18 protein-coding genes are annotated in these 24,323 nt (G+C 60.7%); 3 read left to right on the top strand and 15 right to left on the bottom strand.

All coding sequences use genetic code 11. The annotated features are described in order from the left end of the window. Positions 1–118: 118 nt before the first annotated feature. The gene (locus WG78_RS12215; protein ID WP_053938107.1) at positions 119–2,221 is read left to right on the top strand and encodes a putative bifunctional diguanylate cyclase/phosphodiesterase; all 2,103 of its coding nucleotides are present in this window, start codon (positions 119–121) and stop codon (positions 2,219–2,221) included. Here WG78_RS12215 and WG78_RS12210 read toward each other — a convergent pair. From WG78_RS12210 to tssK, 9 genes are all read right to left on the bottom strand, one after another. Beyond that, positions 2,218–2,619, bottom strand: a complete 402-nt coding sequence (locus WG78_RS12210) for a hypothetical protein (RefSeq protein WP_053938106.1) — start codon at positions 2,617–2,619, stop codon at positions 2,218–2,220. The genes WG78_RS12215 and WG78_RS12210 overlap by 4 nt on opposite strands. 112 nt (positions 2,620–2,731) lie before the next feature. After that, positions 2,732–3,916, bottom strand: coding sequence for a benzoate/H(+) symporter BenE family transporter (locus tag WG78_RS12205; RefSeq protein WP_152969180.1), 1,185 nt, complete (start codon positions 3,914–3,916; stop codon positions 2,732–2,734). 106 nt (positions 3,917–4,022) lie between these two features. Continuing rightward, positions 4,023–5,354: a HipA domain-containing protein gene (locus WG78_RS12200; protein WP_083458987.1), complete on the bottom strand. Its 1,332-nt coding sequence runs from the start codon at positions 5,352–5,354 to the stop codon at positions 4,023–4,025. Further along, complete coding sequence (locus tag WG78_RS12195) at positions 5,351–5,665, bottom strand: helix-turn-helix domain-containing protein (protein WP_053938105.1); 315 nt, start codon at positions 5,663–5,665, stop codon at positions 5,351–5,353. Before WG78_RS12195 ends, WG78_RS12200 begins: the two co-directional genes overlap by 4 nt. A 190-nt stretch (positions 5,666–5,855) precedes the next feature. Then, a complete protein-coding gene (gene tssH, locus WG78_RS12190) occupies positions 5,856–8,495 on the bottom strand; it encodes a type VI secretion system ATPase TssH (protein WP_053938104.1) in 2,640 nt (879 codons plus the stop codon). A 98-nt stretch (positions 8,496–8,593) separates the two neighbouring features. After that, on the bottom strand, positions 8,594–9,079 hold the full coding sequence (locus tag WG78_RS12185) for an Hcp family type VI secretion system effector (RefSeq protein ID WP_053938103.1): 486 nt from the start codon (positions 9,077–9,079) through the stop codon (positions 8,594–8,596). Between the two features lie 54 nt (positions 9,080–9,133). Further along, entirely contained in the window at positions 9,134–10,777 is a 1,644-nt protein-coding gene (locus WG78_RS12180) for an OmpA family protein (RefSeq protein WP_053938102.1), read from the bottom strand. A gap of 2 nt (positions 10,778–10,779) precedes the next feature. Continuing rightward, on the bottom strand, positions 10,780–11,451 hold the full coding sequence (locus WG78_RS12175; RefSeq protein WP_053938101.1) for a DotU/TssL family secretion system protein: 672 nt from the start codon (positions 11,449–11,451) through the stop codon (positions 10,780–10,782). Further along, positions 11,448–12,794, bottom strand: a complete 1,347-nt coding sequence (tssK, locus tag WG78_RS12170; RefSeq protein WP_083458985.1) for a type VI secretion system baseplate subunit TssK — start codon at positions 12,792–12,794, stop codon at positions 11,448–11,450. Before tssK ends, WG78_RS12175 begins: the two co-directional genes overlap by 4 nt. A gap of 346 nt (positions 12,795–13,140) precedes the next feature. On the opposite strand from tssK, the gene tssB reads away from it, so the two are divergent. Beyond that, positions 13,141–13,647: a type VI secretion system contractile sheath small subunit gene (gene tssB / locus WG78_RS12165; RefSeq protein WP_053938100.1), complete on the top strand. Its 507-nt coding sequence runs from the start codon at positions 13,141–13,143 to the stop codon at positions 13,645–13,647. A gap of 19 nt (positions 13,648–13,666) precedes the next feature. Further along, positions 13,667–15,208: a type VI secretion system contractile sheath large subunit gene (gene tssC / locus WG78_RS12160; RefSeq protein WP_053938099.1), complete on the top strand. Its 1,542-nt coding sequence runs from the start codon at positions 13,667–13,669 to the stop codon at positions 15,206–15,208. A 67-nt stretch (positions 15,209–15,275) separates the two neighbouring features. Here the strand turns inward: tssC and tssE are convergent, their stop codons facing one another. The 6 genes from tssE to WG78_RS12130 form a co-directional block, all read right to left on the bottom strand. Further along, a complete protein-coding gene (gene tssE, locus WG78_RS12155) occupies positions 15,276–15,689 on the bottom strand; it encodes a type VI secretion system baseplate subunit TssE (RefSeq protein ID WP_201782423.1) in 414 nt (137 codons plus the stop codon). Positions 15,690–15,691: 2 nt separating this feature from the next. Continuing rightward, positions 15,692–16,240, bottom strand: coding sequence for a type VI secretion system lipoprotein TssJ (gene tssJ / locus WG78_RS12150; RefSeq protein WP_053938097.1), 549 nt, complete (start codon positions 16,238–16,240; stop codon positions 15,692–15,694). A 43-nt stretch (positions 16,241–16,283) separates the two neighbouring features. Beyond that, the gene (gene tssG, locus WG78_RS12145) at positions 16,284–17,399 is read right to left on the bottom strand and encodes a type VI secretion system baseplate subunit TssG (RefSeq protein ID WP_083459047.1); all 1,116 of its coding nucleotides are present in this window, start codon (positions 17,397–17,399) and stop codon (positions 16,284–16,286) included. Beyond that, positions 17,396–19,177 (bottom strand): type VI secretion system baseplate subunit TssF, encoded by a 1,782-nt coding sequence (gene tssF / locus WG78_RS12140; RefSeq protein ID WP_053938095.1) that lies wholly within the window; start codon positions 19,175–19,177, stop codon positions 17,396–17,398. Before tssF ends, tssG begins: the two co-directional genes overlap by 4 nt. Positions 19,178–19,220: 43 nt before the next feature. Further along, positions 19,221–20,816, bottom strand: coding sequence for a type VI secretion system protein TssA (tssA, locus tag WG78_RS12135; protein ID WP_053938094.1), 1,596 nt, complete (start codon positions 20,814–20,816; stop codon positions 19,221–19,223). Positions 20,817–20,882: 66 nt separating this feature from the next. Next, on the bottom strand, positions 20,883–24,305 hold the full coding sequence (locus WG78_RS12130) for an ImcF-related family protein (RefSeq protein ID WP_053938093.1): 3,423 nt from the start codon (positions 24,303–24,305) through the stop codon (positions 20,883–20,885). Between the last annotated feature and the right edge of the window lie 18 nt (positions 24,306–24,323).

Here is a 24,323-nt window from a genome sequence, read left to right as displayed (position 1 = left end):
GGGCCTGGATCGGGCTGCACCGCGCGGCGCAAAAGCTCTATGATGCTGGCATGCCGATACCCCGTTCTTCTCCCCGTCTGCAAACCCGCCCCTGCCCTCCGTTTGCCGGAGTGGTGGCATGACGCTCTGGCTGCCGGTAACGTGGTCGCCGCCTCTCGTGGTGGTTTCTGTATTGATCGCATGGTTTGCGTCGTATGTGGCGCTGGACCTGGCGCGACGCATCGGCAATGCCTCCGCGCTGGCGGCGCGCTGGTGGTGGCTGGGCGGCTCCATCGCCTTGGGCACCGGCATCTGGTCGATGCACTTTGTGGGCATGGCGGCGTTTTCGCTGCAGATTCCGCTCGGTTTTAATCTGATTATTACGCTGGCCAGTTATGCCGCCGCCGTGGCGGTGTCCAGCATTGCGCTGTATTTATCGGCGCGCCCGCATATTGATCGCGTGCATTTCATCGGCGGCGGCCTTTGCATGGCAGCCGGCATTTGCAGCATGCATTACATCGGCATGCACGCCCTGCAAATGGACCCCGCCATTGCCTGGGATTGGCGCTGGGTGGCGCTCTCGGCGTTGATTGCCTTTGTGGCGTCGCTGGCGGCGCTGCGGATTTTTGTGTGGATGCGTGGCTTGCCGCGCCAACGACGCGTGCTATGGCAAATGCTGGCCGCGCTGGTCATGGGTCTGGCCATTGCCGGCATGCACTATAGCGGGATGGCCGCGGCGCATTTTCCGCTAAACAGCATCTGCCGCGCGGCGGACGATATTTCGGCCAGCGGCATCTCGATTACGGTGGCCTCAGCCACGTTGGCCTTGCTGGCCGCCACCTTACTCACGTCCGTACTCGATACACGCCGCCAGGCCGAAACCACGCGCCTGGCCGCATCACTGCAAGAAGCCAATCAGGCACTGACGCGCGCGGCGTTTGAAGACCCGCTGACGCAACTCGGCAGTCGTTTATTGCTGGAAGAACGCTTGCGCCACGCGGTGGAAGTGGTCGACCGCAATGGCAAACGCGCGTGCGTGCTGTTTATTGATCTGGATGGTTTCAAGCCGGTTAACGACTCGCTGGGGCACAAGCTGGGCGATGAGGTGCTGCGTATTATCGCGGGACGCATCAAGGTGACAGTGCGCAAGCCTGACACGCTGGCGCGCGTGGGCGGTGATGAATTCGTGGTGCTGATGGAGCAAGTGGAAGATCGCTCGCGCCCGTCGTTGCTGGCGGAACGCTTGATCGACGCCATCCGCGCACCGATCCGCATCGCGCAGCAAGAAGTGCTGTTGTCGGCCTCGGTGGGCATCGCGGTCTATCCCGACGACAGCGCCGCGCACCGGCTGGTCGCCAATGCTGATGTGGCCATGTATTACGCCAAGCAAGCGGGCAAAGGCACCTTTTGCTATTACAGCACCGACATGGAAGCGGGCGCGGCGCGCTTGCTGGATCTGCAACGCGATCTGCGCCGCGCGCTGGCCAATGATGAATTTGTGCTGCACTACCAGCCCATCGTGGCGGGCAATCACACGCATCATCTGAACGCAGTGGAAGCGCTGATCCGCTGGCAAGATCCGCACCGCGGTTTGCTGATGCCGGGCGTGTTTATTGCAGAGGCCGAACGCTTTGGCTTGATCAGCGAAATTGGCGAATGGGTGCTGGATACCGCCTGCCGCCAATGCGCCATCTGGCGCGAGCAAGGCATGTTGATTCCGGTGGCGGTGAATGTGTCGGCAGTGCAGTTTCGCTCGCAAGGCCTGGTAGTGCTGGTGGAAAGCATCATGCGGCGCCACGGTTTGCCGCCGCATATGTTGACGCTGGAACTGACCGAATCGGTGGCGATGGATGACATGACGCACACGCTGATGATGGTGACACGGCTGCGCGAGCTGGGCGTCAAGATCGCCATTGATGACTTTGGCACCGGGCATTCCAGCCTGGCGTGGTTGCGCCAGTTCATGCCGCACGAGCTGAAAATCGACCGCAGTTTTATCGAAGATATCGAAGACGACCCGAGCGCGCGCGCCATCGTCAACGCCGTCATCCAGCTGGCGCATGCACTGAAGATTGAAGTGGTGGCCGAAGGCGTCGAAACCATTGCGCAACGCGATTTGCTGCAGGCGCAGGGTTGCGAATCGCTACAGGGTTATCACTTTGCCCGGCCCTTCCCGGCCACCGAACTGGAAGGCTATCTGCGCTCGCACAACCCTTTGCCCGCGCCGGAAAACGGCATTTAGACCGCCGGCTGCAGCACGGGCACGCAGCCGGTTTCGGCCTCGGTGACATCACCGCCCGACAACGGCGCGCCGTGGGGGCAGAGCAACTGCTCGCCATTATGCAAAGAGCGCAATTCCAGCCGTTGCTGCAATTGCGGTTGCCATAGATCCGCAAACGCAACGCGACCCTGCTCGGTAATCACGATCCGGCGCGGTGGGTTATCGCTAAGACGGTGCCAGCCGGTAACGCGGCCCAGGTCGCGCGTGGCGACCACCGCGTGTGCCGCCATCTGGTACGTCGGCCACACCCCGAACACCACCAGCCCGAACAGCGCCTGCGCAATCAGCAGCGCGCCAGTAAAGTCGCGCGGTGGCGGCACCAGCGAAACGGCGTTATCAACAACATCGGGCAAGGCCATGGCGCTCTCCGCATCCACTGAGCAGGCAGCTCGGTTTTAGCCTGGATCACGCTTGCAATTGCCGCAATGTGCGATGTCATCAGCGGTAAGGTTTTCCGCCCGGGCTGGCCATTCAAGCGCGCCAGCGGTTAAGCAGCAAGGTAAGCGCCCCGGCGACCAAACCCCAGAACGCCGCGCCGATGCCCAGCAAGGTGACGCCCGAAGCCGTCACCAGAAAGGTAATCAACGCCGGCTCACGCATGCGTTCTTCGCGCAACGCGTTGCTGAGGCTATTGCCGATCGTGCCGAACAAGGCGATGCCGGCAATCGCCAGTACCAGCTCGTGCGGAAACGCCGCAAACAACGCCGCAATGGTCGCGCCAAACAAGCCCGCAATCAGATAGAAGACGCCAGCGGCCACCGCCGCCTGATACCGCTGCGCCGGGTCTTCATGCGCCTCGCGCCCCATACAGATGGCCGCCGAAATCGCCGCAAGGTTGACCGAGAAACAGCCAAATGGCGCCAGCACCGCCGTCAGCACGCCAGTCCAGCTAATCAGTGGCGACACGGGGGTGTCGTAGCCTGCGCCGCGCATCACGGCCACGCCGGGCACGTTTTGTGACGCCATCGTCACGACAAACAACGGCACCGCCACGCCGATGACGGTGGCGATGTCAAAGCTGGGGGTAATCCACATCGGCCGTGCCACCGCCAGATGCAAACCGGCCCAGTTGAGCTTGCCCTGCACCGCCGCAATCGCCACACCCAGCAGCAGCACGCCCGGCACGCAATAGCGCGGCGACAGGCGTTTGAGCAGCAGCCACGCCACAAACATCGCCAACACCAACACGGCATTGACCTGCATGGCGGTAAACACATTCATGCCAAACCGCACCAGCACACCCGCCAGCATCGCCGCCGCCACTGGCAACGGAATATGGTCGATGGCTTTCTCAAACCAGCCGGTGACGCCGCATAACAAGATCAGCAAGCCACACACCACAAACGCGCCCAGGGCCGCGCTCATCGGCACTCCCACCAGACTGGTGGCCAGCAAGGCCGCGCCCGGCGTCGACCACGCCGTCACCACCGGTTTGCGGTAATACAAAGACAGCCCAATACAGCTGACCCCCATGGCCACGCCCAAAGCGGCAATCCACGACGACACCTCGGCCGCACTCGCGCCCGCGGCGCTGGCCGCCTGAAACACAATCGCCACTGAACTGGTAAAGCCCACCAGCACTGTGACAAAACCAGCCGTCAATGCCGACAAGGGCACCACAAAACGCCGTGTTGCCACGGCTTGGGACGTTGCCATAGGAGCAATCCTGAAAAATGCAGATGCGGGAATGACAGCGATGTTACCGCGCGGGGCCACGCGCCGACCGGTACAGCCTGCGCGGGGTTGGAGGTGCACAGCGGATTCAGGCCAGCGTACGCACCATGTCGGCAATGACGATATTGCGAATCGCGGCCAGCACCCGCTGCTCCCGCGCCTGGTAACGCAGCGCCTGATCGGGCTGCGGGCTTTGCTCGGCCAGCACCGGCATTTGCGCCTGCAATTGCGCGATCACGACATCGGCACTGGTCAGCGCCATTCGGCGCATCCGGTCGAGTTCACGCTCGGCGGTGGTGGCATTCAGACCTAATGCCTGGCCCGCGCGCAGCAGATGCGCGCGCCGCACCGCACCAAACGTGGCGGGTGCCTCCGTTTCGCGGGCCGTAGCGACCGACATCGCCAAAGCAGTATCCGGCCAGCTGGCACGTCCGTCCGCCAGAGCATGCGTGGCGTACACCGCAGTGCTCAGCAGATCATAGGCGGGGGCCAGTGCAATGCCGGCCGCGTCGACCAGAAATGACAGGTTCTTAAGGTGGTTGTCGCCATTGCCGATCAAGACGTTAAACACCAGCCATTGATACAACTGCTGACGCGTTTGGCCTTTCAAGCGGCAATAGTCCAGCGTGCTCACCAAGGCATCGACATTCGCCGACGCGTATTTGAAGCTGCGCGCCTGGTTGAGCAACTGGCAGGTATCGATCACATGGCGGCGCTGGATTTCATCACCCTGTAGCACCCTGTCAAACCGCTGCACCACGTAAACCGGCGTCGGCGTATACCACCATTGCGCGGGCGGCACTTCCAGACCCATTTGCGCGGCCAGACGCATGCTGAACACTTCGTTGATAACCGAGCCCTGGTAGTCGCCGCTCTGATGCTCGGGCTTAAGAATATGCGTGGACGGTGTGCCGGGCAGCGGCTCATAAATCTGCCCCTCTTTAAGCACCAGCAACATCTTGTGTTGCGCGCCCGCCAGCGACATGCGCTTGGGCGCATCGTGGGTCAGCGATTGTGTGGGCAGTTGCTGAATACGTGTTTCCAGCTCGGACAGGGTCAGCGTTTTAAGCCCCTGCTGCAGCGGCGGCGCATCCGCAGCCTGCAGAATCAGCGAACCTGCGGATTCAGCGCCCAACCAGGCCAACATGCCGAACGCGTCGTTCGCATCGAGCTTTGCTTCGCGCGCAATCACCTGCCGCAATAATTCTTCGGGTAGCAGGTTATCGAAATACCACTGTACAGGCCGCTTGCTGCCACCATCGGCGTGGCCATCGTGGCGGCTGAGCGCAGGCGATAAATCAAAACCGTCGACCGCATCGGTCCAGTCTTTGGAATACTGGAACGCCCATGAATCGTCACGATCAATCAGATCGCCTACGTGCCGCCCGTTGATCAAGACACTTAAATGGCGCAGCGTCATTGCGGCTGTCCGCCCTTCGTAGCCTTAGCCTTGCGCCTGGGCGCCAACGGCTTAACGCCTGTGGCCCGCACCTTGGCCACCGTGGCGGCAAAGTCGTCGGGCAGATCGGCTTTCAGTTCGATGCCGAGTTCGGCCAGCAATTGCAGTACGCGCCCCAATTGCACGGTTTGCTTGCCGCGTTCCAGCTCGCGCACGAACACCGGCCCAACCCCCGCCATGCCAGCGACGTCATCCATGCGCAGGCTTTGATGTTTGCGCGCTGCACGGACTAACAGGCCAAGTTCTTCAACGGTGCGGACGTGATGCAGCATGAGCTGAAATCCAGAAATCGATGCGATGGCATCGATTATGGCAATGTCGGTGGGTCAAAACAATACAATCGATGCGAACGCATCGATTTTGCCGAAAAGCAGCGCTATTTTGCCTGTTTTTTATACAAATCGATGCGGTGCCATCGATTTTCGTCAGCCCGCCGCTTTTCACAGCCTTGTGCAGCGCTGTTTAGCGCATCGCCAACGTCAAGCCCGCCACCTCTTCCCACGCCAGATCAACGTTAACGGGCGCGGCGCCGGTCTCCACCTGCCATTGCAGCAACGCTTGCGACACGGTCGGCAGAATCTGTTGATTAAGCAGGTGATCAATATTGCGCGCGCCGGTGTCGGGCAACAGGCAACTGGCAGCGATGAAATCCGGTAGAGAGGGCGCAAACGTCAGCGTGGTGGCGTAGTGCTGCGCCATTCGGGCGCTGACTTTGGCCAGCTTCATTTGCACAATGTCGCGGATGGGCGCCAGAGCCAATGGCCGATAGATGACTGTCTGAAAGCGCGCCAACAGGGCGGGCTGAAAGTGTTCGATTAATTGCGGGCGGATTGCTTCGTGCAACAGGGCGATATCGCACAGCGGATCTTGCTCATGCAACGCCATTAGCTCGGCGCTGCCCAGATTGGAGGTCATCAGAATCACAGTATTGCGAAAATCAATCTCGCGGCCCTCGCCATCGCGCATAAAACCGCGATCAAACACCTGATAAAACAGATTCAGCACATCGCGATGGGCTTTTTCCACTTCGTCGAGCAGGACGATGGAGTACGGCCGGTGCCGCACCGCTTCGGTCAGCATACCGCCCTGGCCATAGCCGACATAACCGGGCGGCGACCCTTTCAGTTGCGATACGGTGTGCGCTTCCTGATATTCCGACAGGTTGATGGTGACTACGGCGCGCTCGCCACCGAACAGGGCATCGGCCAGAGCCAGCGCGGTTTCGGTCTTGCCCACACCCGAAGTGCCCGCGAGCAGAAACACGCCCAGCGGGCCATCGCTGGTACGCAAACCCGTTCTCGCAGCACGCAAACTACTAGCGATACTGATCAACGCATCATCCTGCCCTACCACCCGTTGTTGCAGCTGGGCCTCCAGTTCCAGCAGGCTGGCTTGCTCGTTTTTAAGCAGGCTACTGAGCGGCACGCCGGTCCAGTCGGCAATGACTGCCGCGATGACTGCGGCATCCACGTCCACCAACACCAACGGTTCGCCCCGCTGCGCTTCAGCCAATTGCTCGCGTAATTCGGTCATGGCTGCGATGTCCGGGCTGTCTGCGTGCGGGTGCGATACCTTGATCAGCATCTCTTGCAACGTCTTCGCCGCAGTCAGCTCTTGTTGGTGCTGGCCTTGCAGGCGAGCCAGGTTTGCGGAGGCTGCCGCGATATCGCCATCCAGTTGCGCCAAGCGGGCCGCGTTGTTATTGCCGCCCGCGCGCAAGTCATTGCACAACGCCGCGTGTTCGGTTTGCGCGGCCCGTAATTGTGCGACGCAGTGTTCGATTTGCGCTGGCGTGGCATCAAGGCTCATGCGCACGCGCGCGGCTGCGGTGTCGATCAGGTCCACCGCCTTGTCCGGCAATTGCCGCCCGGTTAAATAGCGACGCGACAGTTGCACGGCGGCCACAATCGCTTCATCGCGGATATGTACACCATGATGCGCGGCATAGCGCGACTGCAGGCCGCGCAACATCAGGCACGCGGCGGCATCGTCGGGCTCATCCACCTTTACCATTTGAAAGCGCCGCTCCAGCGCCACATCGCGCTCAAAATATTGTTTGTATTCCGACCACGTGGTGGCGGCGATAGTGCGCAATTCACCGCGGGCCAAGGCGGGCTTCAACAGATTGGCCGCGTCTGCGCCACCCGCGCTATTGCCTGCACCGATCAGCGTATGCGCTTCATCGATAAACAGCAGGATCGGCGCAGGCGACGCCTGCACCGCGTCGATCACATTTTTGAGGCGTTGCTCAAATTCGCCTTTTACGCCCGCGCCCGCTTGTAGCAGCCCCAGATCAAGCACCAGTACCACCACTGATTGCAGACTGATGGGCACGTCGCCTTCGGCAATTTTGAGGGCGAGCCCTTCCACCAGCGCCGTCTTGCCCACGCCAGGGTCGCCCACCAGAATGGGATTGTTTTTGCGGCGCCGCGCCAGGATATCGATCATCTGGCGGATTTCGACATCGCGGCCAAACACCGGGTCAATCTGCCCGGCGCGTGCTTTTTCTGTGAGATCGATGGTGTAGCGTTGCAACGCCTCCGGCTGCACCTTACCGGGCAAAGTATTCAATCCAGCCGCATCTTGCGCACGCGCCACAACGTTAGGCGCAGCCCCCTGCGACTGCGGTGTTTCCAGCGAAATACGGTTCAGTTCCGGCACCAGGCGCGCAATCTGCGCGGCGGACACGCTCAGCAAAGGCCAGGCATCCCTGGCGCGCAGCCAGTGCGGGTTATCTTGTAATGCATGCAGCAAATGCGCCGAGCGGATCTGCTCGCAATCCTGTTCCAGCGAGGCGATCAGCCATGCCGCCTGCAGCCATTCCTGCAACGGCCGCGACAGGCCCGGCTTGCCACGCAAGGCATGCGGATATTGGTCCAGTGCGCCCAGCAAGCCCTGCCAGACGGCATCCATATCCAGTTTGTAGCGCCGCGCAATCGCTGGAATATCGCCATCGCCCTGCTCCAGTAGTTTGATCAACCAATGCTCGGGCGTGATCTCGGCGTGGGCGCGTGTTTGCGCCAGAGTGGCGGCCGCTTCCAGCGCTTGGGCGCAATGCGCATTAAGACGACGAAGCAGTTGGGCGGGGTCACGAACGGACATGGCGCAATCACCTGAAGAGAGAAGAAGTGGATCAAGACAACAACGGGTACGGCCCGTCGCAAAAACGGGCCGATCAATCAACCACCCATCGCCTCGGCTTAACGGCCTTCGGTCCAGCTATCGGCATGGATGATGTTGCCGTCCTTGTACGACCAGGTGATCTTTTCGTAGCGCAGCTCAATCTTTTCCAGATGGTTGTATTTCTCTTTGCCCGGCTCTTTGATGTTGTGCATCACCGGCGACACGCCCACCACTTTGACGTTGTCCAGTTTGGTGTTGAAGTACTCCACTTCATTACCGGCATCGTCGATCTTGTACCACTTGATTTCGACGCTCTTCAGCGTCTGGCCACTGGTGACCGCCTTGTACAGATACGGCGTGGACGCATCGGTTTCTTTAAAGAACACCAGTGGCTCATGCACGCGCGTACCGGTCAGCTTGCCGGTATTGCCATCGGTGGGGATGCGCACGCCGTGCGCAAATTCCACCACTTCAACACTGCCTTCGCGGCCTTGTACGGTGACGGAGCCTTTGATGTCGGCGCCGCCATCATCTTTCAGCCACATATACGCAGGAATTGCCATAACAGTTCTCCTTGAAGGGATGATCAGGGCCACCCAGCGCGGCCCCGTTGGGTTTCAATGCGGCGGTAGCGCGGGCACCAGCGTGATATCGACACGACGGTTACGCGCCTTGCCGGCGGCATCTTCGTTCGAGGCCACGGGGCGGCTATCGCCATATCCTTGCGTGGCGAAATGCCAGCTCGGCAAGCTGGACATGCTGACAAACCAGTCGCGCACGGCCACGGCGCGGGCTTCAGACAGTTTCTGATTCAGCTGCGCGTTGCCACTCTGATCGGTATGCCCGGCGATCAGCACCTGTTTGTCAGGATTGGCCGTGATCACGCTCAGCGCGCTAATCAGCGCCCGATTGGCATCGGGCTTGAGCACCGCGCTGCCGCTGGCAAACAAAGACAGGCTGTCCAGGCTGAGAACGGTGGGCGGCGGCGGCGGTGGCACATAGCGGCTGATTTCGCGCTCCAGCAGCGGCACCAACCTATCCGCACGATACATGCCCCAGCCCAGACGCCAAGGCACGCCGCGCCGCGCATAGGTTTTTAACAAAGTGCGATCAGCGCGCAACTGGTCGAGCGTAGACCGCTTCAGCTCGATTTCTACGGATGGCGTCTGGCGATAACGGACGATGTCATCTCCCACGCGGAGGATGAGTTCGGTGTTGGCACGCCAGGAGAAAAACAGTGCGACCGCGATCGCAAGCCCGGTCATCACCCCGGCGTGCAACAGGCCCGACAAACTGCCGGAGCAGCGCCAATGCCGCGGCAAATGCGGCACGACAGGCAGCGGCAAAGGATCGGGCATGCGGCCGCCGGGCCGAGACATTGGTGCCAGCGAAGCCTGATTCTGCAGCCACATCTGCCACAGATTGGACTGCAGCGATGCGGCGGCCGAATCAGCCAGTAACAGGCCTTGCAGCCGCAACACAGCCAGGCCATTGGCGGTTGTATCAAGCGCCGGCGCCAAGGCGTCGGCCACCCACGCCAGCAACGCTTGGGCACGCACGCTGCCACGCAAGCCGCTGCTGAGGCGCGTCGCTGTGGGCAAGCCAGCCTCCAGACGCGCCAGTGCCGCGCGCGCCAGCTTGCGCACATCGCCCGCCGCATCCGTGCCGCTCAACACCACGCCATGCCAGGTCGTAGCACCGTGCGCCGCAATGGCATCCAACCGCGCCAGCACGGTCAGGTAGACCGGAACGCGCAGATCAAACCAGTGCTGAAGGTTGGCGATGGCATAACGCCAGCTCACCAGATCGCCATGCAGCGCCGCGAGATCGGTATAGCGCTCGGGCGCAACGCTCAACACTACGGCGTTGGGCGCGCGACCACATTGTCGCTGGATCTGTCGTCGCGCGGGCAGCAACAAGCCGGGCTCAGCCACATCGACCCAGACCGCATTGCCGTCATGCAGCACCGCCGGTTTTGCACAGCCGCAGACATGACACACCAGCAGCACCGGTGTATCAGCCCGCAAATCATCAGGCAATGCCGTCAGCGCATGGGCCAGAGGTGAATCCGATTCCGCTGCCAGCGTGCGCCGCGTGTACCTACCGCGCCAGATGAGAACACTCGCGACCGCACATACAATCCATGCGGCCGCCAGCCACCGCCCTACTGCCGACAACGGCAGGCAAAACAGACACAGCGCAAGCAGCACATAGCCCGCCCAGACCGTCACCGCCCTATAGGGATAGCGTTGCGACACCATCGTCAGCCTTGCGTCGCGACGAGGATTTGCGCGAGCAGCGCATCCAGGCGGTGCTGCAGGACAATGCCCAACAGCGCGACGCCGGCGCTGATCAGCACTAACCACAGCCACGGCGACCAACCGCGCAATATCGCAAACCAGTCAGTACGGCCCGCCTTGATCCACAACTCCGGCGTTGAGGTCAGCGGCGGCGCAAGCCGTTGCAGTGCGTCTATCGTGCGTTGGCGTTCCGGATCTGCTTCATGCGCATACCGCCCTAAAAATCCCAGGCCCAACAGCAAACGATAGGTCTCGACCAACGCGGGCTCAGGGGCGCTCTGGCGCAGCAACGCGGCGATCTGCTCGAACACTGTATCGCCCGCGTTATAGCTTTGAAAAAAGCGCACCTGCAATGGCTCGGCCGCCCAGGCATCACGCTGCTCAGGCGGCAGCGCAGTCAAGGCGCACTCATCCAGCATCGCACACTGCGCATAACTGATTTCCTGCAGCACCGCGGGCGCAAATCCGGCGTCTTTCAAGCGCGCCTGCAAGGTTTCGACCAGTTCAACACAATGAGCACGCCATGTTGCAGGGTCGGCGATCACAGGCTGGTCTGCCAGCAAAGCCACCTGCAGGGCGGTATCGCGCAACAAAACATGCATGGACAAAGGCGAGTTGGAAGTGGCGGCCGTCATGTGCGCAGCACCGCAAACAGTTCGAGCGTGACTTCAGGTAGCGAAGCCGGGATATAGATGCTGCACGAGCGCGTCTGCAACATGCGGGCAAACGCCGGGGCGTGGTGATCCAGTGCGAAATACTGGTTCTCCAGCCGCAATGGCACTGCGGAAGGCACCCGCTGCAGCGCGCTCAGCGGCACACCGGCCACGGCAGAATTGAGGATACGTTCGACTTCTTCTGGCGCGCCGAGCTTGCAGACCATGGGCAGTTGCGCCTGCAGTTGCTGCGCGGGCATCGCAGCATGCACGGACAAGAAGAAATCGGCATTTTCCAGCAAGCGCGGGTCGTTAAAATGCGCCCGCCACAAGGTGGGCCGGATATTTTCCAGCGCGATCGGAATAACCGGCGACGGAATCACCGTATCGAGTAGATCGCGGATCAGCCGCTCCAGTTGTGCAAATACCGCCTGCAACTGGTCGTGCTGATAGGCCGGAATCTGGTCCAGACTGTGCGCCAGCGCAAACGAGCTGAGCGAGCCCGCCAGGCGCGCCATCGCCAGCCACAAGCGCTCGGGATGCTGGTTGGGGTGCGTGCGCAGATGCATCAGCTCAGGCCACGCCGTATTGATGCAATTAAGTAGCCAGAACAGCGAGACATCCGACACCGAATAGTCGGCCACATTCTGGTTGCGTTCACCTCGGCGTGCAGCCAGTTGGGCACTCCGTGCGCGCAAGATGTCAACCAGTCGTTCCGTCAGCCCGGTTAACGCCGCATTGGCACTCAACACCACGCAGGGCGCAATCCAGTCCGCGTCCAGCTGAAAGCGACCGCTGGCATCACGCACCAGCCGCGCCACGGGGCAACTGACCCAGTCCGCATGCACTTCAAAATCAAATATCAACGCCAGATTAAGCCGTTCGACATTGACCTCGCCAACAGCCTCACTAAACAGATCATTGACTTGCAGATATTCATTGCGAAAACGCCGGGCGCGGGCGCTTTGCTGAGTCGCATCGACGCAATTACTGCCTTGCGGATCGTGCAATGGCAATGCAATAGAAACAATCACAGCCTGACGTTCTATTGGCACATCGGACAAATCACGCCCCGGCGGCAACAAATCGCCCAAATAACTATTAATCATCAATCCATCAATGAGACGAATCTCAACGGATTGAATTCTTATTTTATTTAATTCGAGCGCTGACTCATCCCAGGCGATACGGCGCACACCCCAATCATGCGCGGTCGCCAAGCGCGCCACCGCTGCGGTCTGGGCGGCGTGAAACAGGCTCTGTTGCTGGAAATGCTGGGGCAGCAGCAATGCGCCCTCGGACCATAAAGGCTTGAAGATCTTCATGTGACACGTGGACCGGGTTAATCCGCCCGTTTCAATCGGCAGCACAAGTACTTTGAAAGAAACAAGCAGAGCTATTTGATAATTACGAAAACGCGCGCAACGTGTTTTATAAATGTTGCGGCTTTGTTATTGCACGTTTTAAACAGCTTACATTAGTATATCGAACAACTCAAAGCAAAACCGCGCATTTATTTTTTCTGAATCCAGCAGATAGATTCTCATATTTTATTTTGATAATTCTCAATTCACACAGCCCAACTACGGCTTTAATTCATTCAAGTCGACTTATGCTTTTTTGATAAAGCCGCATTTGGTATTTCGCTTTTCTCACAGGGAGTAGCTTAACGTGGCAGATAGTTTCCAGAACGAAGTCCCCGCAGCACGGATCAACATCAAACTCGACCTGCATACCGGTGGCGCGCAGAAGAAAATCGAGCTGCCGCTGAAGCTGCTTGCGATGGGCGACTACAGCAACGGGCAAGACACGCGCCCGGTGGCCGATCGCCCCAAGGTGTCGGTCAACAAAAACAATTTTGATGCCGTGCTGGCCGACCTGAACCCCAAGGCCCGCATCGCAGTGGCCAACACGCTGGGTGGCGGCAACGACGAAGTCATGGTCGACCTCGACTTCAAAGCCATGAAGGATTTCCACCCGGAGCAAGTGGCTCGCAACATTCCGCAACTGCGCGCGCTGCTGGCCATGCGCAATCTGCTGCGCGATCTCAAATCCAATCTGCTGGACAACGCGTCGTTCCGGCGCGAACTCGAAAAAATCCTGAAAGACCCGTCGCTCTCGGCCAACTTGCGTGCCGAGCTGGAAAAAGTGGCCCCTGTTGATACCGACGTCGTCTGAAACCTGGAGTAACCCTGTTATGTCGACACAAGAATCCCATGTCCTGAGCAGCGCGCAACCCAACGGCACCACGCTGGGCGCACCCAATATTTATGAAGCGCTGTGCGCCCGGATCAATCTGACGCCGGTCACCCACACGCAGCCATTTGAAACGTTCCAGAACAACGACGCCCTGTCGGAATCGTCAATCGACGAACGCGTGGCGGTCGCGGTCAATGTGTTTCTGAAAATGATTGAAGCGTCGTCGCGCACCGTGGACCGGCTGGATAAAAGCCTGCTGGATTTCCACATTGCGGCCATCGATGAAAAGATCAGCCGCCAGCTCGATGCCGTGATGCACCACCCCACTTTTCAGGCCATCGAGGGCGCGTGGCGGGGACTTAAATTTCTGGTGGACCGCACCGACTTCCGCAAAAACGTCAAGATTGAGCTGCTGGATGTATCCAAAGACGCGCTGCGCCAGGATTTTGAAGACACGCCGGAAGTGATCCAGAGCGGCCTGTACCGACACACCTATATTCAGGAATACGACACGCCAGGCGGTGAGCCGATCGGCTCCATCATCTCCAATTACGAGTTTGATCGCAGCCCGCAAGATATCGCCTTGCTGCGCAATATCTCCAAGGTGTCGGCGGCAGCACACATGCCGTTCGTGGGCGCGGTGGGCGCCGCGTTCTTCGGCAAGGAATCGATGGAAGAAGTGGCGGCCATTCAGGATATCGCCAACTATTTTGATCGCGCGGAATACATCAAATGGAAAAGCTTTCGCGACACCGATGATGCGCGCTATATCGGCCTGACGTTGCCGCGTTTCCTCGCGCGCTTGCCCTATGGCCCTGACACCACGCCAGTACGCGCGTTTAACTACACCGAGCAAGTCAAAGGTGCGGATCACGAACGCTATCTGTGGGCCAATGCCGCGTTCGCCTTTGCCGCCAACATGGTGCAGAGCTTTATCAAGAATGGCTGGTGCGTGCAGATTCGCGGGCCGCAAGCCGGTGGCGCGGTCAAGGATTTGCCCATCCATTTGTATGACCTGGGCACTGGCAACCAGGTCAAGATTCCAACCGAAGTGTTGATTCCTGAAACGCGCGAGTTCGAGTTCGCCAATCTGGGCTTTGTGCCGCTGTCGTTTTACAAGAATCGTGATTACGCCTGCTTCTTCTCCGCCAATTCGGCCCAGAAGCCTGCGCTTTACGAGACGCGTGAAGCAACCGCCAACAGCCGCATCAATGCGCGCATGCCGTATATCTTTTTGCTGTCACGGCTGGCGCACTATCTAAAGCTGATCCAGCGCGAAAATATCGGCACCACCAAAGATCGTCGCGTGCTGGAGCTGGAACTGAATAGTTGGATCAAGACGCTGGTGACAGAAATGACGGACCCCGGCGATGAGCTGCAAGCGTCGCATCCGTTGCGCGAGGCGCGCGTTACTGTGGAGGATATCGAGGACAACCCGGGCTTTTTCCGCGTCAAATTGTTTGTGATTCCGCACTTCCAGATTGAGGGCATGGATATCAATCTGTCGCTCGTCTCGCAAATGCCAAAAGCGAAAAACTAAAGCCGCTGTCCTGGCGTAAACACCCCCCGCAGCCATCGGGCGCGGGGGTGTTTTTATGCGCGCTGGGTCAGGTGTGCACGCGGTTTAGCCACACCCTCCCCTCCGGCATAAAGTACGTGCCGAAACGCACCAGACCGGCCTGTTTCAGATGGCACACCAAGGTATAACTGAGTATGGCTTCGTCCACCGCGGGCTGCAGTTCGATCTCAACGGACAGCAGCCGCGGCTCGAACAACTTCAGCGTGGCCTCCATGGTGCGTTTAAGCTGATGCGCGCTGGCGGGCAATTCACGATAAAGCGTGGTCAAATCAGGCAGACCATATTCCGGCAGATGCGCCAGACTGCCCGCGCGCGCGTTAAGAATGCGCTGGATGCTATCCATTACGCTGAGGATCGTTTGCGTGTTCGGGTCCACGGCATCGATCGCGACGCCGTCGGCGAAATGGCCGGTCAGCAGTTCATACAGAGCGGGGCCGGCCATGGTCAGCGCTGCGTCGGCGCAGGTCGGACCAGTGCGAAACCGATCGCTTCCAGACGCAATGGCTGCTTATCCGACAGATCGGCCCGCGGAATGCTCAGCCGCCAGCTCATGTCCTTGCCGTTTTGCCTGAAAAACGCCGCGACGCCGACGCTTTGCGTGGCCTTGTCCAGCGGTTCATTCAGACTGATCGTGGCGCCGGGCCGCAGGATGAATTCCTTGCGCGCCAGCAAGTTGCTTTTCAAGACGCTGGTGTCATCCGCGAGCAACATGTCGTAGTGGGCGGCCTCGAAGCCCTTGCCGTCGTCGAGCTGATAGACCCGTACCGCCACCGACATCGGCTGCTCCTTGTCGTCGCCATTCATGCCAGCGCGGCCAACCAGATCGAGCTTCAGCGTCAGCGTGTCAGCCACAAAGATCGCTTTGGTGGTGTTGACGGTGGCCACCTTGGCGGTTTGCCACGCACCGCAGCCAGCCAGCAAACCCGTCAGCGCCAATCCGCCGAACAGCTTGCCCCAGCAACTGGTGGGCGCGTGGTGCGCGAGGTATTTCATGGTCAATTTCCTTGTAGTCCTGGCGTCCAATGTTGGTCGCAATTCAGTGATGGGCCCGGCTGGTCGCAAAACCGCAATACCGACCGAGCCGGATATCGACCAATGTGCCTTGAGCGGGTCGTCCCGCCATCGTGGTCAGCCCCAGCCGCAGCGGGGCGCACCCGAGACGCATGGGTGGCAACGCGGCGACGTCGATCCGCAAAATGATTTCGGCATCCAGCTTGTAGCCGAGATAAACCTTGAGCATCTGCAGCAGATCGGTATGTTGCTGGCCGCCCGGCAACAGCGTGGCGATATCGGCGGCGGCGTCCAGCCGGATGACCACGCGCACCGTGCTGTTTCGATCGATGACCGACCTGCCCAGCACCAATGCCCCCGTACGCAGTGCCACCGGCGCCTGGCCCAACGTGGCGGGCTGCTCCAGCACGCGCGCCACCGCAAAAAACTCGTCGACCATCACGCGTGCATCGGGCCGCAGCAGACGCACCACCGCCGCCAGACCTTCGGCGGTGCGGGTGCGCTGCCCGCCCAGCCCCAGCAAGCCCATAAAGCGCGCCACCGGCAGATCAGGCCGATGCTGCGATTGGCCCATGCCCAAACCCACCAGACTGAGTAGCGCCTGCGAGGTGGGGTCTGCCGCGCCAGCCACGAAGCCCACCGGATAGCGATATTTGCGCCAGATGCGGTAATACAGCGTGATGATGCGGTGATTAAACAGATCCAGAAATGCGGCCAGCGCTTCATGCCCTTCGCGCCGCGTGGCAATGTCGTCGAGCACATGAAATGGCATGCGCGCATCCACGCCATACAGCCCCAGAAACCGGGTGCGCACGGTGGGCGGCGCGGCCAGATTATCCGGATCGGCTTCGGCGCGACCGAGCTCCGCCGCCGGAAATCCCAAAGCGGTGTGCGGCCGGAAACGCACCGGCTCATGCGCGGGCGTATCTTGCGTGCCCAGCGCGGGCCGCTGCGCTTGTGCAGAATCAAGCAACTCGCACAATTGATAAAAGTTAAATAGCGGCGCGCGACGCAAAATGGCCGGCACCAGCCCTTCGCCCGGCACGGTCTGGTCCGTACTGAAAGGCCGGGCTCTGGCGCTGGGCAGCTCGGTCAAATCACGCCCGTCAAACGAAGGCGGCACAGGTAAGGTCACGTTCATAAGCTGGGCCGCCCGGTTTTGCTCGGCGGCCACGCCAGCAATTGGTCGCTGGGCTGCAGACGCAATACCAGTTGCGTGTACAGATTCATGTCGGCATAGGCCGCAAAAAAACGATTTAACAATTCGCCAAACAGCATCAGATCACCTTCGCCGGCAAAACGCTGGCTATCCAGCGTGATGGTGATCTCCACGCCGCGCAGCACGCAGCCCTGCTCCATGCGTGTTAACGGACGCTGGGCAACCTGCAGAATGCCCTGCAGCCGTCTTCGATTGAGCTCGTCATCGGTCCAGTCGTACAGCGCCAGCGTGCCCCGCAACACCTCGGCATCCAGCAAGGAGAGATAGTTGGGCGCCAGATGCGACAACACGCGCCAGTGAAAGCGATCCTCCAGCGGCGGATAGACGGGCAAGGTGGGTGCGGTCACATTCTTGACGCTGTCAACGCAGGGATAGCCCACCACCATGGCCAGAATCTGCGACTCCCGAACCGCCTTGCGCGGCAACTGGCCATGTGTGCCGGTGACGCGCAAAGACAGCGTTTCCAAAGGTAGATCAGTGCGCGCTTGCCAGTCATGCCCGCCCAGCACCAGCCACGTCTCAAATCGGCCCGAAGCGCCTTGGCGCACGCGCGTGTGGTAATAGCGCTCGGGCGCTTCGTGCCGCAACATGCCGCCGCGATGGCGGAAGCTGGCAAACGGCACATAGTCATGCCGACTGCTGTTGCCGTGCTCAAAGCCTTGTACCGCATCCACCGACCAGGTCTCCACCTGCCCGCCCTCTTGCAACATGGGGACCACCCGGTACTCCGGCTCGGTATGGTCCACGCGTACCGGTTCCGCTTCCATCTCGAACAGGTTGATGGCTGGCGTGCAATGCAAGCGGATATGGCTGGCGTCAAACGGCATATCGGCCGGATAACGCTGGTCCAGCACCACGTCCAGTTCAAACCAGGACGAGGTTTCGGGCAACGCTTGCAAATCCAGGCCGCACAGATCGACAAACATGAATTTGTCGCGAAACGTAAAATATTCCAGCAACAACTGGTAGCCGCCAAACGCGTTGTCGGCTTTGGGCCAGAGCCGGTCGTCCGTAGCAAAACCCACCTGTTCGAAGCGCACCGCACCGGCATCGAGCAAAGCAGCTGGCAAGCCAGCGGACAGTGGCGCGCGTACTTCGATCTGCCGCGCGTGCCGGGTAAGCGCCAGGTGCAAGGCAGAGGCCACCGGCACGTCGGCGCTTAAAAACAGCCGGATGCGCGAGAAATCCAGTTGATCCCGCCGCCCCTGACTTTCCAGGCTAAAGCGCAAGCGAATTACGGAACGGCCATCGTTGCGGATCGGTGCACTGGCCGCCAGTAAGCGCAAGGGCAACAGCGCTACGGCTTGCGTGGTGCGATACAGGCACTGCGTTTGTTGCGGACCCACCGGCGTGCTGCGCAACACCAGTCCCGGTGGCACCGCTTCGCTATGTTGCAGCGCCTGCATCTGCGGCGTCAGCTCGACGATGGTCAGCGAAGGAATCATGCGCAGATAGTGCGGCCAAAGCAGGCTCATCAAGCCTTCGGTCAGCTCTGGCAAATCATCGTCCAGCTTCTGCCGCAAACGGCCGGTGAGAAAGGCAAAGCCTTCAAACAGACGCTCCACATAGGGATCGCGATCGCCGATACCATCCATATTCAGCAGCGCCGCGCGGTCGGGGTGCGCGTGGGCAAATTCTTTGCCCGCTTCGCGCAGATAGCGCATCTCGGCTTCGTAGTAACGCAGGGTCAAATCGTCCATGGGGTCTCTTGTGCGGGCGGGTGCGTAGGGTCACAAAACAGCATCAGGCGGGTTGGCTTAAAGCCAGTGTGCGTACTGGGTCGAGCGTGATCATCGCGCCGATCAGCTGATCCATACGCGCACCCAAGAGCGCTTTGTCCACGTCTTTGCGTTGCGCGCGCTGACGCAGCAAACGCAGCTGTTGTGCGCGGATCTCGAAGGTCAGCGCGGGTTCCCAGCGGTCAAGGTGGAAAGCCGCGATGTCGGCCTCCAGCGTGGACAGCAAATGCAAGGCCATATCGGCGCGGCCATGGCTTTCAGCCAGCCGCGCCATCAGCCATTGTCGCAATAGCCGGTTGCGCTCTCCCGTCACCGCAGGCAGATCACGCACCCACTGAAACGCGGCCTCCAGCCCGGCTTGGGCAGCCAGTTCCATCGCCTGGCGCTCGGTCTCGGGCCAGTCACCCTCGTTACCCCGCAACGGCGGCATCTGCACGGTTTCGCCTGCGTCCAGATCGCGGATGACGGCGTGGCGCGCAATCCATTCCAGCGTCGTGTCATCGGCAAACGGGGTGCCGTCGCTAAAGTGCAGACGTTCGATACCCGCCAGCCGATCACGCATCTGCGCAAAGTCGGTCAGTAGCAAATCCTGGCAGGCCGCGTACTCCGGTCCCGCCTGGCCTTGCGCTAGCCAGGCGTAGTACTGCAGATCCAGCCAGACATGGTTGGCGCCCTCGGCAAACGCCAGTTCCACCCGCTCCAGCAACTCCAGCCATTGCTGCTGCAAGGCCAGACGTTTGAGCTGTTGATGCAGTTCCTGGCGCGGCGGCGGCAAGCGCGTTTGGTGCGCGGTATCATGCGGCGGCGCGCTGCTCATGGTGTCCCAGCGAATGCAGCGCAACAAGCGATAGGCAGGTAGATAGCCCGAGGCCTGGCGACGCAGGAAGACCGCCATTTCACGCGCGCGATCGAGCAAGTCGCGCGCGGATGCAATCTGCGCCGGGCTGCTGGCGAAAGCGCCACTGCCGGCGCTGGCAGCAGCGCTAGTCACAGCGGCGTTGCCTGCCGCCCCACCCGCATCCGCCCGGTCCAACAACGCTTCGAACCGCTGCATCAGCGGTTGCACCGAGGGCCGGAACGGCTCATCCCACGTGCTGACCAGCTGTTCGATCAAGGCTAACGCTGAACATGCGCGTTCCAGATCAGCACGCAGACCCGTGTCGCGTTCCAGAAACAGCTGGAAGCGTTCACCGTTTAACCATTCCAGCGCCGCCTTGCGGCTTTCCGGGCGCTGCGGCAACACCGTATCGGGATAGCGCGCCAGTAACGCGGCCACCAGCGACAAGCCATCCGCCAGACCCGCCGCGCCCTCGGTGCGCAAGCGGGCAAATGCGTAGTAGCACGCGGGGCGAATATCCTTGCAGACCTCGCGCAACAGCCGCTCGCTGGTGGCCAGAATCAGCGCGTCATCCAGCCCGCCCAGCTTGCCGACTTCTTCGCGCAGCAATTGAAAGTCATCGTCATAGGCCGGGTCCGCCCCGACAGCGCTAGCGCCCGTAATGGGGGTCAGCCAGTCTTGCCACGCCGCCAGTCGCGAGCGCGCCAGATCCGCCGGTTCGGTTTGCCCGAACAGTGTTTTAAGAAAGGTGGGCAGTGCCATATCAATCAACCTGCGCCCACGTGGCGCGCAATATGTAGATGCAAGGGAAATGATGGCCAGATCGGATCACGACTTGCTCACCATCGGGGTTTTAGCCGGGCGCGACGCGCTGGCAGGTGCAGGTTCGCGGCCCGTGATAAACACGCGTTGCGGCAGCTTGAAGCCTTTGAGTTGCAGCAGCTCCAGCGGCCCCGCCCCAACCTGGGTGCGCAGCGCATAGCGCAGACGCAGGTTGTCATCCAGCGTCCACTCGATGCGATAACTGGCTTTGTCGATCGGCTCAATGCGCGCTTTGGACAACAGCCGCACAAAGCCCCACGTGCTATTGAAATCATCTTTTTGCTGCAGGCCGGTTTGCAGCGCCGTCCACGTCAGACTGCTGCCTGCGCTTTCAGGCTCGCCGGGCCAGTTGAAATGCGCCCATTTCTGCTTTTGATTAAAGTAATCCAGCACTTGCCCATCGATAGTCAGCTTGCTGTCGGTAAGCTGCGGATGCCCCATCGCCAATAGATCAAAGCGATAGCGGCTTTGGCCCTCCGCATACAAATGACTGGACAGCCGCGAAAGTCGGTTCAGCGCATTCAGGAAATCCGGATCAAACCGTAGCGCCTGCGTATACAGCGGGTTAGGTACCCACTGATCACCTTGCTGCTCCAGAATGCCGCCCAGTTGCGTCTGGGCAAATTGTGCCAGCACGCCTTGGGGCGCCAGAAAGCGCGCCAGCTCCGGCAGACTGGCTTCGTGCTCGGTATCGTTAAACGGAAAACGTCCGCTAAACGCGCTGTTAAACGGCAGATAAACGCTGCTTTGCCACAAACTTTTCAGGCTGGCGGAGGCCGGCTGCATCAAGGTGCGCCACGATTGATCCAGCGGACGCAGAAACAGGTTCTGCCCCATCGCAGCGTAGCCACTACCCAGACTGGCGGCAACCAATTCGGCATAACTGCGCGCATCCAGCAAGTCATTGGCACGCCCCTGAAACAGGTTCTGCGCCTGCTGCCGTGCAAACGCATCGGGGTCCGCCGCCGCGTTCACCTGATCCAGCTTCAGGCGGGTGGCGCTAACGCGATCCAGATAACGTTGCAGGCTAAGGCCGTTATCTGCCATCGCCCCGCCCGCGCTACTTTCTTCGGTGCTGCCCACCAGCCGCAACAACGGGCCAAACGTTTCGGCCAACGGCGCGGCTGGCCGCTGCATTGCGCTCGTGCCAGCGTCCGCGGGGGGCTGCTTGCCCTTGAACACGTTCTGCGCCTTGGCCACCAGGGTATCAGCCAGACTGGTTTGCTGCGCACCGGTTTGCGCCTGCCAGACGATGGTTTTCATCAACGCCGCCAGTGGCGACTGCTGCGCATCGGCATACACCCGCAACTGCTCGGAGGTGCCGGACAGGTTCGCCTCCGGCATCCAGTCAAGCCGGTTAAGAAAGCTTTGCCAGGCATAGCCAAAATCAGCGAAATAGCGTTTGTTAAGTGCGGCCTCAAGGTCAGCAGGTTTGATCGCTTCCTGATCCAGTTGCTGGCCCAGCACCCAATCGCCGCGCGTCGCCGCCTGGCCAACCCGTTGCTTGATGGCATCGCGCACATACCCTTCGTAGGCCTGGCGTGTAAACGTGCCGGGCAAACGCCCTTTCACCGACCACAATCCCCGCGCGTCACGCCCGCCAATCAGACTGCCCATGGTGGGATCGGGATAGCGCGCCTTGGTATCGGCCAACAGTTGCTGATACAGCGTGTCGTCGGCCTGCTTCAAGGTGATCAAGCCGGACAGGGTTTGTCGCGCGGCAAACAGCGTTTGCTGATCGCCCGGCAACTGCCACTCCGGATGCGCCGTGAGATGCGCCGCATAAAATTTCGTAATGCGATCCAGCCCATCCACGCTGAGGGTTGGCCAGACCACTTTGCCGGTTTGCAGCAGACGCGGCGCCAGAAAGCCGGCATCCGCATGTTTAGCTTGCGACAACATCAGCCAGGTTTTGAGGGTGTCGTAGCCTTGCTGGCCCGCTCCCTCCAATGCGTGCTCGGTGCTGGTATCGCGGCCATCCAGTGGCAAGGCATCCAACGTCTGTAGTTGCGCCGCCAGCTGCGTCTGCATGGGCCGCAACAGCCATTTGTGAGCTGCCGCGCCATATGGCTGCCATGTGACGGCCAGCAAATCCCGATCATGGTTAAGACCGAAGCGCGACAGCCACGGCGCGCCATGCTCAATGCGCGCCTCCAGCAGGGCAATCTGGTCCTGCAAGGCCAACAGACTGGGGAAAGCGGTCTGCAGATTGGGCGCAGCTTGCAGTGCGGCGAGATCGGCGTTGATCTGGTCGGCTAGCGCGCGATTCTGCCGATAGGACTCGGCCATCCCGCAGCCCCACAACGCGACGCAAATGGCCAGGGCGGTGCAACATGCGTCGAAGGCGGTGAACCGCAGTTTGGGTTTGCGCTGGCGGCGGAAGCTTTGCAGGATAGGTTTGGGGAAGGCGAGCGCATTGGCGCTGGTCTGCGCCAGTTGATGCAGCGTCGCGGCATCGACAGCACCCAGACGGTTACGGGGCGCAACGAGCTTGAGCTGCGGAGCGAACCATATCCCCGCCAGCCTTTGTTGCCGCTGCAGATTATGCGCAAGCTGGCTCAGCCACTCGCCCAGCGACTTGCTGTTTCGATCCAGAAACCGCGACAGCGCAGCATCGAAATATCGGCGTCTCTGCTTGACGATTGCGGCCAAGCCAATATGCGCGAGCGGATCAATCAGATGGCGGAATGCCTGGCCGGTTTGATCGGCGTCGCGCAATGTTGATACAGGCAGCTGCACAAGGATGGGGGCTGCGGGCTCATCACGTGCGCCGGCAATTGCGGGGGACAGCAACAGCTGTACGGGCAAGGCATAACCGCTTCGGGCCGCCAGATTGGAAAGCATTTGCCCATGTGGCGCGTCCGCAGCAGACACCAGGATGATCCCGTCAGCGGGCCGACGCCATTTGCCGCGCGACTGGCCCCATCCCCCGCCTGGCTCCAGCGCACCCTCACCCACCCACAGCAAGACGGCTTGCGGTGTATCCAACCATTGCTGCTCAAGCAGATATGGAAAATGGGCGCTGACCTGTGCGCCAGATCCGGTAACCCAGAACCAAGGCTTGCTGCGGCGCTGTCTCCACGAGTAATGCCCTTTCAGATATTTGCGCAGATCAGCCACAGGGTCGGTGGAGCGTGGATTTTGCGGTCCGCCATCCGTGGCGACACCGGTCTTACCGTCAGGCTTGGGCGCTGCTGCGTGCGCGGTTTTAAGCGCATGCGCGATTACGCGTCGCTGTGACCGTTTGGTGAGAAACCAGACCGCAAGTCCCACAACCACCACCGTCGCTGCCGCGCCAACGACCATCCAGACCCCGTAATCCTGCGCCGCAGGCAGCCAGTTGATCAGGAGCGGCCACAGGAAGACGTAAAGCAGCACGCCGAGGATGCAGATCCCGACGAGCAACACCAAGGTGATAAGTAGGACCATATGATTTTTCCGGGCAGC

Origin of the sequence: Amantichitinum ursilacus (genome assembly GCF_001294205.1) — a bacterium.
GTDB classification, from domain to species: domain Bacteria; phylum Pseudomonadota; class Gammaproteobacteria; order Burkholderiales; family Chitinibacteraceae; genus Amantichitinum; species Amantichitinum ursilacus.
Note: the sequence above shows the minus strand (reverse complement) of the source record. Positions and strands in the feature narration are given on the sequence as shown.

What these genes read in the sequence shown, in the direction of transcription:
- tssA (WP_053938094.1), bottom strand. Translation starts at nt 20,816, where the DNA reads ATGGCACTGCCCACCTTTCTTAAAACACTGTTCGGGCAAACCGAACCG.
- WG78_RS12180 (WP_053938102.1), bottom strand. Translation starts at nt 10,777, where the DNA reads ATGGTGTCGCAACGCTATCCCTATAGGGCGGTGACGGTCTGGGCGGGC.
- tssC (WP_053938099.1), top strand. Translation starts at nt 13,667, where the DNA reads ATGTCGACACAAGAATCCCATGTCCTGAGCAGCGCGCAACCCAACGGC.
- WG78_RS12185 (WP_053938103.1), bottom strand. Translation starts at nt 9,079, where the DNA reads ATGGCAATTCCTGCGTATATGTGGCTGAAAGATGATGGCGGCGCCGAC.
- WG78_RS12130 (WP_053938093.1), bottom strand. Translation starts at nt 24,305, where the DNA reads ATGGTCCTACTTATCACCTTGGTGTTGCTCGTCGGGATCTGCATCCTC.
- WG78_RS12205 (WP_152969180.1), bottom strand. Translation starts at nt 3,916, where the DNA reads ATGGCAACGTCCCAAGCCGTGGCAACACGGCGTTTTGTGGTGCCCTTG.
- WG78_RS12200 (WP_083458987.1), bottom strand. Translation starts at nt 5,354, where the DNA reads ATGACGCTGCGCCATTTAAGTGTCTTGATCAACGGGCGGCACGTAGGC.
- tssJ (WP_053938097.1), bottom strand. Translation starts at nt 16,240, where the DNA reads ATGAAATACCTCGCGCACCACGCGCCCACCAGTTGCTGGGGCAAGCTG.
- WG78_RS12195 (WP_053938105.1), bottom strand. Translation starts at nt 5,665, where the DNA reads ATGCTGCATCACGTCCGCACCGTTGAAGAACTTGGCCTGTTAGTCCGT.
- WG78_RS12215 (WP_053938107.1), top strand. Translation starts at nt 119, where the DNA reads ATGACGCTCTGGCTGCCGGTAACGTGGTCGCCGCCTCTCGTGGTGGTT.
- tssH (WP_053938104.1), bottom strand. Translation starts at nt 8,495, where the DNA reads ATGTCCGTTCGTGACCCCGCCCAACTGCTTCGTCGTCTTAATGCGCAT.
- WG78_RS12175 (WP_053938101.1), bottom strand. Translation starts at nt 11,451, where the DNA reads ATGACGGCCGCCACTTCCAACTCGCCTTTGTCCATGCATGTTTTGTTG.
- tssF (WP_053938095.1), bottom strand. Translation starts at nt 19,177, where the DNA reads ATGGACGATTTGACCCTGCGTTACTACGAAGCCGAGATGCGCTATCTG.
- tssG (WP_083459047.1), bottom strand. Translation starts at nt 17,399, where the DNA reads ATGAACGTGACCTTACCTGTGCCGCCTTCGTTTGACGGGCGTGATTTG.
- tssE (WP_201782423.1), bottom strand. Translation starts at nt 15,689, where the DNA reads ATGGCCGGCCCCGCTCTGTATGAACTGCTGACCGGCCATTTCGCCGAC.
- tssK (WP_083458985.1), bottom strand. Translation starts at nt 12,794, where the DNA reads ATGAAGATCTTCAAGCCTTTATGGTCCGAGGGCGCATTGCTGCTGCCC.
- WG78_RS12210 (WP_053938106.1), bottom strand. Translation starts at nt 2,619, where the DNA reads ATGGCCTTGCCCGATGTTGTTGATAACGCCGTTTCGCTGGTGCCGCCA.